At 63.8% G+C, this 15,193-nt stretch carries 13 protein-coding genes and 1 tRNA gene; 6 read left to right on the forward strand and 8 right to left on the reverse strand.

Annotated elements, in window-relative coordinates:
- Nucleotides 1-34: 34 nt before the first annotated feature.
- Nucleotides 35-124 (reverse strand) — tRNA-Ser (locus tag EV669_RS01300).
- Between the two features lie 122 nt (nucleotides 125-246).
- Here EV669_RS01300 and EV669_RS01305 point away from each other — a divergent pair.
- Nucleotides 247-1,401: a pyridoxal phosphate-dependent aminotransferase gene (locus EV669_RS01305; protein WP_132097682.1), complete on the forward strand. Its 1,155-nt coding sequence runs from the start codon at nucleotides 247-249 to the stop codon at nucleotides 1,399-1,401.
- A gap of 45 nt (nucleotides 1,402-1,446) precedes the next feature.
- Here the strand turns inward: EV669_RS01305 and EV669_RS01310 are convergent, their stop codons facing one another.
- From EV669_RS01310 to apbC, 3 genes are all read right to left on the reverse strand, one after another.
- Entirely contained in the window at nucleotides 1,447-1,719 is a 273-nt protein-coding gene (locus EV669_RS01310; RefSeq protein WP_054285664.1) for a barstar family protein, read from the reverse strand.
- 67 nt (nucleotides 1,720-1,786) lie between these two features.
- Nucleotides 1,787-2,560, reverse strand: a complete 774-nt coding sequence (gene murI / locus EV669_RS01315) for a glutamate racemase (protein ID WP_055433477.1) — start codon at nucleotides 2,558-2,560, stop codon at nucleotides 1,787-1,789.
- Nucleotides 2,561-2,564: 4 nt separating this feature from the next.
- Nucleotides 2,565-3,698 (reverse strand): iron-sulfur cluster carrier protein ApbC, encoded by a 1,134-nt coding sequence (apbC, locus tag EV669_RS01320; RefSeq protein ID WP_082446365.1) that lies wholly within the window; start codon nucleotides 3,696-3,698, stop codon nucleotides 2,565-2,567.
- A 164-nt stretch (nucleotides 3,699-3,862) separates the two neighbouring features.
- Between apbC and metG the strand changes: the two genes are divergently transcribed.
- Both metG and EV669_RS01330 read left to right on the forward strand, forming a co-directional pair.
- Nucleotides 3,863-5,923: a methionine--tRNA ligase gene (metG, locus tag EV669_RS01325; protein WP_132097683.1), complete on the forward strand. Its 2,061-nt coding sequence runs from the start codon at nucleotides 3,863-3,865 to the stop codon at nucleotides 5,921-5,923.
- Nucleotides 5,924-6,229: 306 nt separating this feature from the next.
- Nucleotides 6,230-6,424 carry a hypothetical protein gene (locus EV669_RS01330; protein WP_054285756.1) on the forward strand — a complete coding sequence of 65 codons (195 nt, stop codon included), beginning with the start codon at nucleotides 6,230-6,232 and terminating at the stop codon, nucleotides 6,422-6,424.
- A gap of 59 nt (nucleotides 6,425-6,483) precedes the next feature.
- Here EV669_RS01330 and EV669_RS01335 read toward each other — a convergent pair whose 3' ends face one another.
- The gene (locus EV669_RS01335; RefSeq protein ID WP_132097684.1) at nucleotides 6,484-7,251 is read right to left on the reverse strand and encodes a sporulation protein; all 768 of its coding nucleotides are present in this window, start codon (nucleotides 7,249-7,251) and stop codon (nucleotides 6,484-6,486) included.
- Nucleotides 7,252-7,345: 94 nt separating this feature from the next.
- Nucleotides 7,346-8,929, reverse strand: a complete 1,584-nt coding sequence (locus EV669_RS01340; protein ID WP_132097685.1) for a methyl-accepting chemotaxis protein — start codon at nucleotides 8,927-8,929, stop codon at nucleotides 7,346-7,348.
- 182 nt (nucleotides 8,930-9,111) lie between these two features.
- On the opposite strand from EV669_RS01340, the gene EV669_RS01345 reads away from it, so the two are divergent.
- The gene (locus EV669_RS01345; protein ID WP_132097686.1) at nucleotides 9,112-10,113 is read left to right on the forward strand and encodes a 2-hydroxyacid dehydrogenase; all 1,002 of its coding nucleotides are present in this window, start codon (nucleotides 9,112-9,114) and stop codon (nucleotides 10,111-10,113) included.
- Between the two features lie 6 nt (nucleotides 10,114-10,119).
- Here the strand turns inward: EV669_RS01345 and yaaA are convergent, their stop codons facing one another.
- Nucleotides 10,120-10,893, reverse strand: a complete 774-nt coding sequence (gene yaaA / locus EV669_RS01350; RefSeq protein ID WP_054285670.1) for a peroxide stress protein YaaA — start codon at nucleotides 10,891-10,893, stop codon at nucleotides 10,120-10,122.
- 103 nt (nucleotides 10,894-10,996) lie between these two features.
- On the opposite strand from yaaA, the gene dtd reads away from it, so the two are divergent.
- Nucleotides 10,997-11,449, forward strand: a complete 453-nt coding sequence (dtd, locus tag EV669_RS01355; protein ID WP_132097687.1) for a D-aminoacyl-tRNA deacylase — start codon at nucleotides 10,997-10,999, stop codon at nucleotides 11,447-11,449.
- Nucleotides 11,450-11,694: 245 nt separating this feature from the next.
- Nucleotides 11,695-13,062: an L-serine ammonia-lyase gene (locus EV669_RS01360; protein ID WP_055433485.1), complete on the forward strand. Its 1,368-nt coding sequence runs from the start codon at nucleotides 11,695-11,697 to the stop codon at nucleotides 13,060-13,062.
- A gap of 96 nt (nucleotides 13,063-13,158) precedes the next feature.
- Here the strand turns inward: EV669_RS01360 and EV669_RS01365 are convergent, their stop codons facing one another.
- A complete protein-coding gene (locus EV669_RS01365) occupies nucleotides 13,159-15,177 on the reverse strand; it encodes a LysM peptidoglycan-binding domain-containing protein (protein ID WP_132097688.1) in 2,019 nt (672 codons plus the stop codon).
- Nucleotides 15,178-15,193 lie beyond the last annotated feature (16 nt).

Raw genomic sequence — 15,193 nt, forward strand, 5'->3', positions numbered from 1 at the left:
AACCCTGCGGAAAGTCCAGTAAAACTTGCAAAATTGGCGGAGAGAGTGGGATTCGAACCCACGTGCGGCATACGCCGCCCACTGATTTCGAGTCAGGGCCGTTTAGCCTCTCCGGCATCTCTCCGCGATCAGTGAGGAGCGCAGTATAGCCAAGCCCGTTTGCGGGTGTCAACGGGGGCGTACGGCGATTGGCGCCGGCGCGCAGAAGCGGTAGGCTGGGCCAAACGACAAGGACAGGGAGAAACGGTGAAGCTTGCCAGTCGCTTGGGGGCGGTTGCGCCCTTTCATGTCATGGCCATCTTGGAGCGTGCGCGCCAGTTGGAGGCCAATGGGCGGGATGTGATACATCTGGAGGTGGGCGAACCCGACTTCGCCACGCCTCCAACCATCATTGAGGCAGGGCGGCGTGCCCTGGCTGAAGGACAGGTGTTCTATACGCCTGCACAGGGGATCGCGCCGCTACGCGAGGCGATCGCGGCGCATTATGCCACTGCCCACGGCGTGCACATCGACCCGCGGCGGATACTGGTGACACCCGGGGCTTCGGCCGGGCTGATGCTGGCGCTGTCGCTGTTCGTTGACGCCGGGCAGTCGGTGCTGATGGCCGACCCGACCTACCCCTGCAATCGCCATTTTGTCAGCGTGCTCGGTGGCAGGCCGCAGATCTTGCCGGTCGGCCCGCAGACACGCTTTCAGCCCACGGCGGCCATGCTGGCTGCGGCATGGCAGGCAGACACTGCCGGGGCAATGGTTGCCACACCGGGCAATCCCACAGGCACCACGCTCTCGCTGTCCGAGCTGTCTGCCATGGCCAAGGTATGTCGCAGCCGGGATGGCATGCTGCTGGTGGATGAGATCTATCAGGGGCTGACCTATGGTGTGCCTGCCGAGACGGCGCTGGCGGTGGCCGACGACATCATCGTGATCAACAGTTTCTCCAAGCTGTTCCAGATGACGGGGTGGCGGTTAGGCTGGGTGGTGGTGCCCGAGGCGTGGGTGGAGCCGGCTCTGCGTCTGGCGCAGAACCTCTTCCTGTGCCCGCCCGCACCGGCGCAGCATGCCGCGCTGGCCGCCTTCCTGCCCGAGACGCTGGCGCTGGTGGAAACGCGGCGGCAGATCCTGCAGCGACGGCGCGACTTCCTTCTGGAAGCCCTGCCCGGTCTGGGGTGGCATGTGCCGGTGGTGCCGGACGGAGCCTTCTATCTGTATGCGGATGTAAGCGCGGTGACCACTGACAGCTTTGCCTACTGTCGGCAGGTGCTGGAAGAGACCGGCGTGGGGCTGACGCCGGGGTGTGATTTCGGCCAGCACGAGGCCGGCCGTTATCTGCGCGTGGCCTACACGGCCGACGAAGCACGGTTGGCCGAAGCGGTGGCCAGGCTGCGTGCCCTGCAGGGCTGAGGCAGCTGTTTGGCCTTCACCCGGCGAGTGTCGTTATCGCCGGTATCAGTGGTGGATGTCCAGCGTGATGTCACCCCGTTCCTTGGCCACCATGCTGAGGATTTCCAGAACGGTGGTGTAGAGGTCGGCACCCAGCGCGGCCCGGGCAGCATCCGTGTTGCGCCAGACGATCTCGAAGGGTTCATCGATCTCGTTGAGCAGGCCGTCGTACAGGGCGTCTAGGTTTTCGGTGGCGTCTTCAGGCAAGTCCAGTTGCGCGACTAGGGCATTGTAGAGGTCGTCCAAGCGTTCAACGCGCTGGATCAGGCACGATTTCATGAGGTCTCCCACCGTTTTCGGTCTTGTCTTTCGCCAGCATAGCGCAGAGCCTGCCACCTTTTAAGCTTTACAGTAAAAGCCGCTCTACGGCGTAACGCTCTCCCACCAGGGCCGCGAGCCCGCGCGCCATGGGAGCGGTGTCTTCGGCGGTGGTCAGGAAACGATACCGCACCGGGCACAGACTGGGCTGGGCCTGTTCCAGCAGGTGTGCCACTTGGCGCGCCACCGCTGCCGCCGGGTCGTGCAGGCTGACGTTGGGCCCTGCGGTGGCCGCAACCAGTGGAGCCAGGAAGGGATAGTGGGTGCAGCCCAGCACGATGTGGTCCACGCCCTGTTCCACGATCGGCCGCACCGCCGCCTGCACCCGGGCATGGGCCTCGGTGCTGCATAGATCGCCGCTCTCCACCTGTTCCACCCAGCCCTCGCCTGGACGGGCGACGACTTCCACATCTTGGGCGAAACGGGACAGCAGCGACTGGAAGCGGTCGCTGGCCAGCGTGGCCGGCGTTGCCAGCACACCGATGCGTCCACGGCGGCTGGCGGCGGCGGCCGGCTTGATGGCCGGCTCCACCCCCACCACCGGGATCTTAAGCGCCGCGCGCAGGGCCCCTGCCGCCGCGCTGGTGGCAGTATTGCACGCCACCACAAGGATGCGCGCGCCTTCAGCTTCGAGATGACGGCCGATGCGCAGCGAGCGCGCGATGATTTCTTCTTCGGTCCGGCTGCCGTAGGGGCAGTAGGCCTGATCGGCCACATAAGTCACCGACCACTGGGGTAGCCGGTTGACGACCTCGCGCCAGACCGATAGCCCCCCGAGGCCGGAGTCGAACATCGCAATCATGATGTCAGGTGTTCTGGATGACGATCTTCGGAAACTTGCTGGAGAAGTCTTGGGCCTTCTCGCCCACCTTGACCGCTACCTTGCGGGCAATGGCCTTGTAGAGCGCGGTTACCTGGCCCCCCGGGTCGGCTACGACCGTGGGACGGCCTTCATCCACGGCGGTGCGGATGTGGATGTCCAGTGGAAGCGATCCGAGTACCTCGACGCCGAAGTCTGCCGCCATGCGGGCAGCGCCGCCCTCCCCGAAGATGTGTTCGGCATGGCCGCAGTTGGAACAGATGTGGATGGCCATGTTCTCCACCAGCCCCAGGATTGGCACGCCCACTTTCTGGAACATCGTCACTCCCTTGCGGGCATCCAGAAGCGCGATGTCCTGCGGGGTGGTGACGATCACGGCGCCGGTGACGGGTACCTTCTGGGCCAGCGTCAGCTGGATGTCGCCCGTGCCCGGCGGCATGTCGATGACCAGATAGTCGAGGTTGTCCCACAGGGTGTCGTTGAGCAGTTGCTGCAAGGCCTGGCTGACCATCGGGCCACGCCACACCATGGCCTGGTCGGTGTCCACCAGATAACCGATCGACATCGTCTGCAAGCCGTGGTTAACCACCGGCTTGAGCTTCTTGCCTTCCACCGTTTCCGGGCGCTGGCCCTGCAGGCCCAGCATCAGCGGCTGGGAAGGGCCGTAAATGTCTGCATCCAGCACCCCCACCCTGGCGCCTTCGGCAGCCAGTGCCAGCGCCAGGTTGACGGCCGTCGTCGACTTGCCCACGCCGCCTTTGCCGGACGCCACGGCAATGATGTTCTTCACCCCCGGTAGCAGAGGCACCCCGCGTTGTGCCGCATGACTGACGATCTCGCTGCGCACCGTTACGTTGGCCGAAGCGACTCCTTCAAGCATACCGAGGTGGCGGGCCACATCGGCCGCTACCATTTCGAACTGGCTGGCAGCCGGGTAGGGCAGGACGATGTCCAGGCTGACCACGCCCTTGTCGCAGCGCACGTTCTTGACCGACTTCTGACTGACGTAGTCCTTGCCGGTGTTGGGGTCCACGAGCGAGCGCAGGGCTTCGAGCACGGCCTCCGGCGCCGGTTTGCCCGGGTCGCCGCCTTGGAAAAACTGGGTGATCTTGGAAAACATAGGGTGTCCTTGCTCTGGCACGCACAGCGTGCGACGGAATGGGCCGATTCTACTCCAACCGGACCGGCCTGCACGCGTCAAGAGCGGTGCGAAGGGCACAACGCCAGCGGGCCGATTGGTTATAATCGGCGTCTTGTCTTCAAAGAACGCCTCAGGCCCGATTCATGACCCAGAAACGCAAGATCATGGTGACGAGCGCGCTGCCCTATGCCAACGGCGCGATCCACCTCGGCCATATGGTCGAACACATCCAGACCGACGTGTGGGTGCGCTTTCAGAAGATGCGCGGACACGACTGCCATTACGTATGCGCCGACGACACCCACGGCACTCCGATCATGCTGGCGGCTGAGAAGCAGGGCATCACCCCCGAAGCGCTGATCGAGCGGGTCAAGGCAGAGCACCTGGCGGACTTCAGCGGCTTTCACATCGGTTACGACAACTACTACAGCACCAACAGCCCGGAGAACAGGCATTTCGCCGAAAAAATCTACCGTACGCTGAAAGATAGCGGCAAGATCGTCAGCCGCACCATCGAGCAACTCTACGACCCGGAAAAGCAGATGTTCCTGCCAGACCGATTCGTCAAGGGCGAATGCCCCAAGTGTGCGGCCAAGGATCAGTACGGCGACAACTGCGAGGTCTGCGGTGCCACCTATAGCCCCACCGAGCTTAAGAACCCGTATTCGGCCGTGTCCGGCGCCACGCCGGTGCTGCGCACCTCCGAACACTACTTCTTCCGGCTGGGTGACTGCGCCGACTTCCTCAAGGTCTGGACCGCCGGGGAAAGCGTCCGCGGTGACGGCGTAATGCAGCCGCACCTGCAGCCCGAATCGCTCAACAAAATGAACGAATGGATTGAGGGCGGCCTGCAGGATTGGGACATTTCGCGCGATGCGCCGTACTTCGGCTTTGAGATTCCGGATGCCCCGGGCAAGTACTTCTATGTGTGGCTGGATGCTCCGATCGGCTACATGGCCAGTTTCCGTAACCTGTGCGATCGCACCGGCATCGACTTTGATGCCTACTTTGCCCCGGATTCGGATGCCGAGATGTACCACTTCATCGGCAAGGACATTCTCTACTTCCATGCGCTGTTCTGGCCGGCGATGCTCAAGTACGCCGGCTACCGGGCGCCGACGGGGGTGTTTGCCCACGGCTTTCTTACTGTCAACGGCCAGAAGATGTCCAAGTCGCGCGGCACCTTCATCACCGCACGCAGCTATCTTGAGTGCGGCCTGAACCCGGAGTGGATGCGCTACTACCTGGCAGCCAAGCTCAACGCGCGCATCGAGGACATTGATCTTTCGATGGAAGACTTCATCGCCCGCGTCAATAGCGATCTGGTCGGCAAATACGTCAACATCGCCAGCCGAGCCGCGGGCTTTATCACCAAGCGCTTCGGCGGCACACTGGCCGCGGGCCTGGGCGACAGGGCGCTCCTCGACACGCTACAGGCCGAGGCCGAAAACCTGGCGACGGCTTACGAGGCACGTGAGTATGCACGTGCCCTGCGGGACGTGATGGGCCTGGCGGATGTGGTCAACGCTTATGTCGACGCCAACAAGCCGTGGGAGCTGGCCAAGCAGGAGGGGCAGGACGCGCGCCTGCAGGAGGTGTGCACCGTCCTCATCAATGCCTTCCGCCTGCTCACCATCTATCTGAAGCCGGTGCTGCCCAAGCTCGCCGAAGACGTGGAGGCTTTCCTGGATGTGGCCCCGCTGACCTGGCAGGATGCCGGCGCGCTGCTCCTGGGCCATACCATCCGCCCTTACCAGCATCTGATGCAGCGTATCGACCCCGTCCTCGTGGACAAACTCATCGAAGCGAACAAGCAAAGCATGGAACAGCAGAACCCGACACCCGAGAGTGCCATCGAACCCCTGGCCGATACCATTACCATCGACGACTTCGCCAAGCTGGACCTGCGCGTGGGCAAGGTCCTCGCCTGCAACTTCGTCGAAGGGTCCGACAAGCTTCTGCAGTTCAGCGTGGACCTGGGCTTCGAAACGCGCAACATTTTCTCGGGTATCCGTAAGGCTTACCAGGAACCGGAAAAACTGGTTGGCCGAAACGTGATCGTGGTGGCCAACCTGGCCCCGCGTAAAATGCGTTTCGGTGTGTCGCAGGGGATGATCGTATGTGCTTCGGGTACCGATGACGCAGACGGTCTCTTCCTGCTGGATGTCGACAGTGGCGCCAAGCCGGGCATGCGTATCAGCTGAGCGTGCTGCGGTGCTGCAAGGCGCTGAAGCATAAGGTCTTTCTTCTTCGGCCAACCCTTCACGGGGTTGGCCGAAGTTTTTTTGCGGACGCGGCAGGCAAGCCGTTTGCTGTAATGGCAGGGTCACGTGCCACAGGTACAGTCGCAGAAAGCTGCTGGATGAACTTTACTTCGGCTGAAACTGTCAATAGGATGTTTCGAGCTCAAGCCAAACTTTAAATAGACACGATAACCGGCTGTCGCAAAAGGCAGACCGGGCCCGCCCTACGCTGAGCCGACCGGGCGGATAACAAAAATGAGGAAGACCATGCGTATCAGTCAACTGACTCCGGGATGCAAGATTCTCGAACACAAGGACAGCGGGGACATCATCCGCTATGAAGTCGTGAGCGTGCGCCAGATCGGGCAGAAGTACGAGGTGACGTTTTCTTCGCCGCTGGGCGAAGCCAGTGCCCTCTACCCGGCCAATGCGTTCATCGCCACGGCGGAAGCCGTCGCCTGATTCAGGCCACCGGCAATGAAAAACGGCCCCGCGGGGCCGTTTTCGTTTTTCGGCGGGCATCACGCCAGCCGGCGCGCCAGCTCAGCAACCCAGTCCACGGCCTCCCAGGCCTCATCCATCACAAATGCACTGTAGCCGTCTCCGCGGGAGGAGCGGTCAATCTCCATCAGCACCGCCATCTTGCGGCCATGCGGGATGAAGGTGACTTCCACCTCCTGAAGGCCGCCGTGGCGGGTAGTGGCCGGCCGGAATTCCAGCTCCTGATAGCAACCAAGCGAGGTGGCCATCGTCCCTGCGCGCGCAGTACCCTGTTCCACGTCCGCACTGTAGAGCACCAGGCCCAGGCTTTCGAAGGCGGCGATCAGCCGGCGCATCTGCGGCAGGGGACGCACATACACATAGTCGCGGTCCTCTGCATCCACCGCATGGTCGATGGCCAGGTCGGTGTGCAGCCAGACCGGCACCTGGACGAGCGGCAGGTAAGGGTGGTTGGGAGAGCGCAGCTCCTCTACATGGTTGACCGGGGTCTCCAGCGGCAGGGTGAAGGCGAAGGGCAGCACGATTTCCTCGCCTGCCGTGGCCGTCAGGCTGCCGGAGGCGCGAAACACGCCCAGCGGCAAGGCCACACGCCGCTCGTGATCGCCATCGTCCACTTCCGCTTCCGTCATCAGGACGAGGTCGATGTGGTCGATGGTCTGATCCACGGTGCCGCCCCGTATCAGGATCTGTCCGGACAGCACCTCACCCGGCAGCACGGCATTGTGGTCGAGCACGGTATCCACGGTGGTGCCCCCCACGCCGATGGAGGCCAAGAGTTTCTTCAGCATGCAGCATCATCCTTGTTGCGTCGGCACGCGCGATGCGTGCGCCCTGCGCAGGATGTTGGGCGAAATCGGCACACCCCGCAACAGGGCGTGCCCGTCAGCCGCGCCCGGCCTCCAGCTCGAAATGCGCCACGCGGCTGGCGAGAGCCTCTGCTTGCCCTGCCAGCGTTTCCACGGCGCCACGTGCTTCGCCCAGCCGACGGTGCGATTCGTCGAAATGGCTGGCAATGTCCACCATCTGAGAAGACAGGGTGCCTGCAGCGGCCGACTGCTGGGCATTGGTGGCGGCGATCTCCTGCATCATGCCATGCACGCGGACGGCAGTGCTGCGCACTGACTCGAACTCGGCCGCGGTACGCGTCTGCACCTCGGTCCCGGCGCGGGTCTCACGGGTGACCACTTCCATCGCGTCGATGGTGCCGCTGGCTGCGTGCTGTACATCGGCCACCAGCTGGTTGATCTCGTCGGTGCTGACGCTGGTGCGCTCAGCCAGTTTGCGCACCTCATCGGCCACCACTGCGAACCCGCGGCCGGTCTCGCCGGCCCGGGCGGCCTCGATGGCGGCATTGAGCGCCAGAAGATTGGTCTGGTCGGCAATGTCGTGAATGGTCTGCGTCACCCGGCTGATGTTACTGATCGCCTGCGACAACGCGCTGATCCGTGTCTGGGCATCCTCCACCGCACGGGCGGCGTCCAGCGTGCGTTGTCGTACCACATCCAGTTGCCGGGTGCCGGACACGATGGTGTCGCGCGAGGTCTCGCTCAGGCTGGCGGTGTCACCGGCATTCTGGGCCACTTGTTCGATCGAGGCGGACAGTTCCTCCACCGCCGCGCTCATCTCGGTCACGTTCAGGTTGCCCGCTTCGGTGCGGCGCAGGATTTCCTCCAGTGCGCCGCGCGTGCGGGCCGAGCCGTCGGCCACTTGGCGCGCCGTCATCTGCAGGTCATCGATCACCACCTTCAGCTGTACCTGCATGGTGGCCAGCGCGGTCTCCAGCCGACCGCAGTCGCCGCGGCCGTTGATCTCGAGGGGGGCGGTCAGCCGTCCTTCGGCGATGTGGTCGCAGACCTTGAGAAGCGCCTGCAGCGCCCCGGCGCGGTTATGCTCGAACCAGAGCCAGCCGCCGGAAAGCACCATCCCCGTCACGGCCAGACCACCAGCCAGGGGGCCGGTGGCCAGTGCGCAGGCCCCGAACAGGCTGGCGCTGGCCAGCCCCCATGCCAGTCGGACATGCTTTTCCTCCACGCCTTTGCGTCGTGGGCGTGGCAGGGCCTGGCCTTTCATGTACAGGGGATAGCTGCGCTCCGCTTCGACCACCGCCTCACGGCTGGCCGGAGCCCGCACGGACATGAAGCCGATCGTCTGCCCGTGCTGCTGGACAGGCACGATTAGCGCGTCCACCCAGTAATGGTCACCGTTTTTGCAGCGGTTCTTGACAAGACCGCGCCAGGGCCGATGCTGCCGTACGGTGTCCCAGAGGTCCTGGAACAGCACTGGCGGCATGTCCGGATGGCGCACGATGTTGTGGTTTCGGCCAACCAGCTCTTCCCGGCTGAATCCGGAGATCTCCACGAAGCGGTCGTTGGCGTGGGTGATGATGCCCTTGAGATCGGTGCGTGTGACGATGATGCCTTCGGTGAACGGGCGCTCGACGCCGGTTACGGGCAGGTTCTTTTTCATCGGAGAGGGTCTGGGTAAATGGTGATGGTTTCAGCTCGCACATTACTGATGAATCTGTTTTGTAAAATTGACCCATATCAATTTGCTTAACAAAGTCATCAATTCGTCACTTTCGATGAAAAATAGAACCCGGTATTGTTTACAGGCAATGTGATCATTCTCGATTTCCGAAGGACCTAGCCATGCGCATCGCGGTTTTTGATACCAAACACTATGACCGGCAGGCCCTGGAGGCCGCCAACGCCGAGGGTGCCCATCAGCTGGTGTTCCACGAGGCAAGGCTGGCTGCGGATACGGTGGCGCTGGCAGAGGGGGTCGAGGTCGTCTGCCCGTTCGTCAACGACCGGCTGGATGCGCCGGTGATAGCGAGGTTGGCCGAACGCGGGGTGCGCATGGTGGCGCTGCGCTGCGCTGGCTACAACGCGGTGGATCTTGAGGCGTGTGCAGCGCACGGCATCGCGGTGACGCGGGTGCCGGCCTATTCCCCTCACGCTGTGGCGGAGCATGCCTTTGCCCTGCTGCTGTCGGTGGTGCGGCGCATCCACAAGGCTTACGTGCGGGTACGGGAGATGGATTTCTCATTGGATGGCCTGGTGGGCTTCGATCTTCACGGCAAGACGCTGGGGATCGTGGGGACCGGACGCATCGGCCTGGCGGCCGCGGGTATCGCGCGCGGTTTCGGCATGCGCGTGTTGGCGTACGACGTGCAGCCGGACGCAGCCGCTGCCCAACGGCTGGGCTTCACCTACTGCGCGCTCGACCGGCTGCGTGCCGAGAGCGACGTGGTTAGCCTGCATCTGCCGCTGACACCGGACAGCCAGCATCTGATCGATGCCGCTTGGCTGGAGGCCATGAAGCCTGGCGCGGTGCTGGTCAACACCAGCCGGGGTGCGCTGGTGGATACTGCCGCCCTGATCGGTGCACTCAAGTCGGGAAGGCTGGCGGGTGTGGGGCTGGATGTCTACGAGATGGAGGAGGGCGTCTTCTTCGAGAACCTATCCTCGCGAGGGCTGCAGGATGATCAGCTGGCCCGGCTGCTGACCTTCCCCAACGCTCTGGTCACCTCCCACCAGGGCTTCCTCACCCGCGAAGCGCTAGCCAGCATCGCCCGCACGGTGCTGGACAATGTATCGGCCTTCGAGCGCGGCGAACCGCTGGTGCACCGCGTAAGTGCCGCAGGTTGAGGCGGCTTACCCCTCGTCGCGGCGGAACACCCAGGTGAGCGTATCCGACGCTTCCGGCGCAAACCGGTAGCCGTCGGTGTCGAAGTCTTTAAGGCCCTCGGGGGTAGCGAGCCGGCGTTCGGCCGCCCAGCGCACCATGGCTCCGCGCGCTCGCTTGGCGTGAAAACTGATGATCTTGTATTGGCCGCCCTTGCGGTCCTGGAACACCGGCGTGACGATCGCGGCGTTCAGGCTGGCCGGTCGAACTGCCTTGAAGTATTCCTCGGAGGCTAGGTTAACCAGTACCGGATCCGTCGTGCCCGCCAGCCGCGCGTTCAGGGCCTGGGTGATCCGTTCCCCCCAGAAAGTATAGAGATCCCTGCCTCGCTCATTGGCGAGCCGTGTGCCCATCTCCAGACGGTAGGCCTGCATCAGGTCCAGCGGACGCAGCACACCGTACAGCCCGGAGAGGATGCACAGGTGCGCCTGCAGATAATCCACTGCTTCCGCAGGCAGACTGGCCACATCCAGTCCTTCGTAAACGTCGCCCATGAACGCATACACCGCGGGGCGGGCATTTTCTGAGGTGAAAGGCCGGTGCCACTGGCTGTAACGCCCGGCATTGAGCACCGCCAGCTTGTCGCTGATGGACATGAGCGCAGCCAGTTCGGCCGGACTCTTGCCGCGCAGGATTTCGACAAGTTGGCCGCTTTCGTCCAGAAAGTCGGGCTGCGTGACGGGCAGCGGAGGCAGGGGCGTATCGAAGTCGAGCGTCTTGGCAGGGGAAATGACCATCAGCATGGCGGTATCCTTCTTGGCAGGCTGTGCAACGCCCGCATTCTAGCGGAATGCGCCACCCGGCCCAACGCTGGTTACAATCGGCCTTTTTTGCGTGGGGACGAAAATGCGTGTCGTGCTGCAACGGGTGAGAAAAGCTTCGGTGTCCGTGGATGGGGCTGTGACCGGCGAAATCGGTCCGGGCCTCTTGCTACTGGTAGGGATCGAACCCGAGGACAGTCCGGCGGACATCGACTGGCTGTGCCGCAAGATCAGCCAGCTGCGCGTCTTCAACGATGATGCCGGCGTGATGAACCGGTCGGTGATGGACGCGGGAGGCAGCGTGCTGGCGGTCAGCCAGTTCACACTGTTTGCCAGCACCCGCAAGGGCAACCGGCCTTCCTACAGCCGAGCGGCACGCCCCGAGATCTCGCGCCCCCTGTTCGATCACTTCGTGGCAGCGCTTTCTGCCACGCTCGGCCGGCCGGTGCCCACCGGAGTGTTCGGGGCCGACATGCAAGTAGCCCTGGTCAACGACGGCCCGGTGACGCTGATTCTGGACAGCCGTAACCCAGAGTAATCCCTCACGTCGGCTGTCCCGGCTGAGACCCCGCCAAGACAGCTCCAGGCAGCTAACCGTGGGCTTGCCACCAGGCGCCCCGGCCCCATCTTGCCTACTCTTGATGTAAACCGAAGGTAGCGCGTGCATTTGTGCAGGCTTTGCATACAATAGGCACCCTTGCGTATCCGGGTTTACCCGGGGCCTGCCGGGCAGGCCGGCACGGCTTACAACACTACATGCCACCGATGGCAGGGGACATTCACATGATCAGCGTATTCGATCTGTTTTCAATCGGCATCGGCCCCTCTAGTTCGCACACCGTGGGCCCGATGAAGGCCGCCCGCGAGTTCGTGGAAGGGTTGGCCGAAAGTGGGCGCCTGGATCGCACCGCCCGTATCGGGGTGGCGCTGTATGGCTCGCTGGCGCTGACGGGCGCCGGACACGGCACTGTGGACGCGGTACTGGTAGGGCTGGAGGGCGCACACCCGCGCACCGTACAGCCGGAAACCGTGCCGGCACGGGCCGCGATGATCCGCACCGGCGGACAGATACGGCTGAACGGGACGCACGAGATCGCTTTCGCCTTCGATCGCGATTTCCAGTTGCACAAGCAGGAGTTCCTGCCCAAGCACGCCAACGGCATGCGCTTTGATGCCTTCGATGCTCACGGTCAGGTGGTCGGCAGCCAGGTGTATTACTCGATCGGGGGGGGATTCATCGTCACCGACGAGCAGTACGGGCATACCGCACCCAGCCAGAGCGTGCCCTATCCCTTCGATAGTGCCGAGGCCCTGCTGAGCCATTGTCGCCGGGAGGGTCGCACGATCGCTCAGATCGTCACGGCCAACGAAATCGCCCTGGGGCGCTCCGAAGAAGCCGTGCGCGCCACTGCGCTGGAAATCGCCCATGTGATGAAGGAGTGCGTGGAAAGTGGCTGCCGCCATGAGGGCACCCTGCCGGGCGGGCTGAACGTCCGCCGGCGTGCCCCGGCACTCTTTCGCAAGCTGATCACGCAACAGATTGCCGGCCGCTTGGACGCCATGCTCTGGCCAATGCTGTACGCCATGGCTGTCAACGAGGAAAACGCCGCCGGTGGCCGCGTGGTCACCGCGCCCACCAATGGCGCCGCCGGCATTGTGCCGGCCGTGCTCACCTACTACCGCAACTTCTACCCGCGCGCCGACGAGGAAGGGGTGGTGACCTTCCTCCTGACCGCCGGCGCCATCGGCTTGCTCTACAAGATGAATGCCTCGATTTCGGGCGCAGAAGTGGGGTGTCAGGGGGAAGTGGGCGTTGCGTCGTCGATGGCGGCCGGGGCCTATGCGGCAGTGATCGGAGGTACGCTGGAACAGATCGAGAACGCTGCCGAGATCGCAATGGAGCATCACCTCGGCATGACGTGCGACCCGGTGGGGGGGCTGGTGCAGATTCCCTGCATCGAGCGCAACGGCGTGGCAGCCGAGCAGGCCATTAAGGTGGCCCAGCTTGCACTGCTGGAGGACGGACAGCATAAGGTCTCGCTCGACACCGTCATCCAGACGATGTTCCAGACCGGCAAGGACATGAAGCACACCTACAAGGAAACCTCGCTCGGCGGCCTGGCCATCACTGTCAACGTCCCTGAGTGCTGAAGGGGCTTCGGCCAACCCTGGTGGCACGATTCAGCAAAACGCCCTGCCGGTTGGCAGGGCGTTTTCTTTGAAGGCCGTACGAGCGACCGAGGCGACTTACAGCCCCTGGATGCGTAGGCGCTGCCCAGGCTGCAGGCGCGCCAACAGGCTGGAGTCGTTCCAGCGCTGGATGTCGGTGTGGTGCAGGCCGAACTTGCGCGCAATACTGAAGACGGTGTCGCCACGCTGGACCACATATTCCGAAGGCACCTGGCCGGTTGCGCTGCCAGAGGTCGACAGGCCGGCGACCTTCAGCAAAGCCTCGTCCCGTGCGCTGGCTGGCTCGGCGTTAACCATTTGTCGGGCAGGGGCGGTCGGCGTGGCCACCGGAGTGGCCATGGCATAGCTGGTGCCGGAGGCCTTCACCCTGAGGACCTGCCCCAGTTTGAGCACATCCTCATCCATGCCATTGAGAGCCTTCAGTTCGGCCACCGTCAGATTGTAGCGACGCGAGATATTGAAGAGGGTATCGCCGGCCGCGACGGTGTGTTCGCGCGCATTCGGGTTGACGGCGGCAGACACGGGCGCGGCTGGCCGGATTTCGGCCACGCGCACCGGCTGAGCCGGTGCAGAGACTGTCGGTGCAGTGGCTGCCCGGCTCACGCTGACGTCAGACGAAATTGCGGGCGTAGCGGCCACCGGGGCGGCTTCCGCAACAATGGCTGGCGTGGTGTCCGGTTTCGGCGGTTGGATCACTGTGGCCGGCGGGGGCGCGCTGGGAACTGCGGCGGCCAGCGAAACCGCCGGTTTGGCCACGGCGAGCGTCACAGCGGGCGCTGCCGGAGCAGCGGTGCGGGGGGCGGCCACCGGCGCTGCCGAAGCCACCGTCACCGGCTGGGAAACCATCGGCGCGCGCTCTGCCACGATCACCGGCGGGCGGGAATCCGCCACCAGTACCGGTGCAGTCGGCGCAGGTTCGGCGGCATCAGGTACCAGGCTGCTGGCACCGGACTTCATCGCCACCAGCACGGGGCGTCCCGCGGTGAGGGTGGTGGTACGGTTGAGTTTGTTGACCGCGGCGAACTCCTCCGTGCTCATACCGTACCGGCTGGCCACCTCGACGGCGTTTTCGTCACCGGCGGGGGTATATACCTGCCAGGTGAGCAGCGGCTTGTTCCACTCGCTGAGGTTTTTCTCGAACTTGTCTACCTTGTTTGCCGGAATAAGCATCTGGCGGCCGGACTTGTGCGCATAGACCGGAAGGTTAAAGGCAGGGTTGAGTTCCTTGAACTCGCTCACCGACATCCCGGCAAGCTTGGCTGCCACATCGATGTCCATGTGGCGTCCGGTGGACAAGGCAACGAAGTAAGGTTTGTTGGGGAACTTGTCGAGCTTGAGGCCGTATTTCTCGGGGGCCATCAGCAGGTTGCGCACTGCCAGCAGCTTAGGGGCATAGTTGCGCGTCTCGTTCGGCATCTTCAGTGCTTCGTAGGTCACTTCCTGACCGCTGGCCTGTAGCCGGGCAATAGCACGTGAAACGTTGCCTTCGCCCCAGTTGTAGGCTGCCAGGGCAAGGTTCCAGTCGCCGAAGAGGGTGTAGAGGTTCTGCAGGTAGTCCAGCGCGGCCCGGGTGGCGTCCACCACGTCGCGGCGGCCGTCATACCACCAGGTCTGCTCCAGGCCGTACTGACGGCCGGTGGCGGGCATGAACTGCCACAGACCGGCAGCGCCGACCGGCGATACGGCGGTCGGGACGAAAGAGCTTTCCACCATCGGCAACAGGGCCAGTTCGGTGGGCATGCCGCGCCGCTCGACCTCGTTCAGGATGTGGAAAAGGTACTTGCGGCTGCGGTCCAGCGAGCGCTTGAAGCTTTCGGGACGGGCCGCCATCTGCTGCTCGTGACGGCGCACGATCTCCGGATTGACCTCCGGCAGCTGGAAGCCTTCCCGCAGGCGCTCCCAGACGTTGTCGCCATTACGGAGCAGGCTGGCATTGAGGAGCATCATGTCGAGGCCGGCAGCCAGGCTGACGTCGACCCCGGTCGAGCGGCCGAAAGCAGAGGTCTCGGCGTGAGCGGGCAAGGCGGCGGAAAAAGCGAATGACAGTGTCAGCGCCAGGGGTGTCAATCTTTTCATTGGAGAGCCTGGTCGG

Origin of the sequence: Gulbenkiania mobilis, from assembly GCA_004346645.1 — a bacterium.
GTDB lineage: Bacteria > Pseudomonadota > Gammaproteobacteria > Burkholderiales > Chromobacteriaceae > Gulbenkiania > Gulbenkiania mobilis.

Bases quoted from the DNA above. Each gene is read 5' to 3' on its own strand.
- EV669_RS01310 (WP_054285664.1), bottom strand. From the start codon at position 1,719: ATGAAATCGTGCCTGATCCAGCGCGTTGAACGCTTGGACGACCTCTAC.
- murI (WP_055433477.1), bottom strand. From the start codon at position 2,560: ATGATTGCGATGTTCGACTCCGGCCTCGGGGGGCTATCGGTCTGGCGC.
- apbC (WP_082446365.1), bottom strand. From the start codon at position 3,698: ATGTTTTCCAAGATCACCCAGTTTTTCCAAGGCGGCGACCCGGGCAAA.
- metG (WP_132097683.1), top strand. From the start codon at position 3,863: ATGACCCAGAAACGCAAGATCATGGTGACGAGCGCGCTGCCCTATGCC.
- EV669_RS01330 (WP_054285756.1), top strand. From the start codon at position 6,230: ATGCGTATCAGTCAACTGACTCCGGGATGCAAGATTCTCGAACACAAG.
- EV669_RS01335 (WP_132097684.1), bottom strand. From the start codon at position 7,251: ATGCTGAAGAAACTCTTGGCCTCCATCGGCGTGGGGGGCACCACCGTG.
- EV669_RS01340 (WP_132097685.1), bottom strand. From the start codon at position 8,929: ATGAAAAAGAACCTGCCCGTAACCGGCGTCGAGCGCCCGTTCACCGAA.
- EV669_RS01345 (WP_132097686.1), top strand. From the start codon at position 9,112: ATGCGCATCGCGGTTTTTGATACCAAACACTATGACCGGCAGGCCCTG.
- yaaA (WP_054285670.1), bottom strand. From the start codon at position 10,893: ATGCTGATGGTCATTTCCCCTGCCAAGACGCTCGACTTCGATACGCCC.
- dtd (WP_132097687.1), top strand. From the start codon at position 10,997: ATGCGTGTCGTGCTGCAACGGGTGAGAAAAGCTTCGGTGTCCGTGGAT.
- EV669_RS01360 (WP_055433485.1), top strand. From the start codon at position 11,695: ATGATCAGCGTATTCGATCTGTTTTCAATCGGCATCGGCCCCTCTAGT.
- EV669_RS01365 (WP_132097688.1), bottom strand. From the start codon at position 15,177: ATGAAAAGATTGACACCCCTGGCGCTGACACTGTCATTCGCTTTTTCC.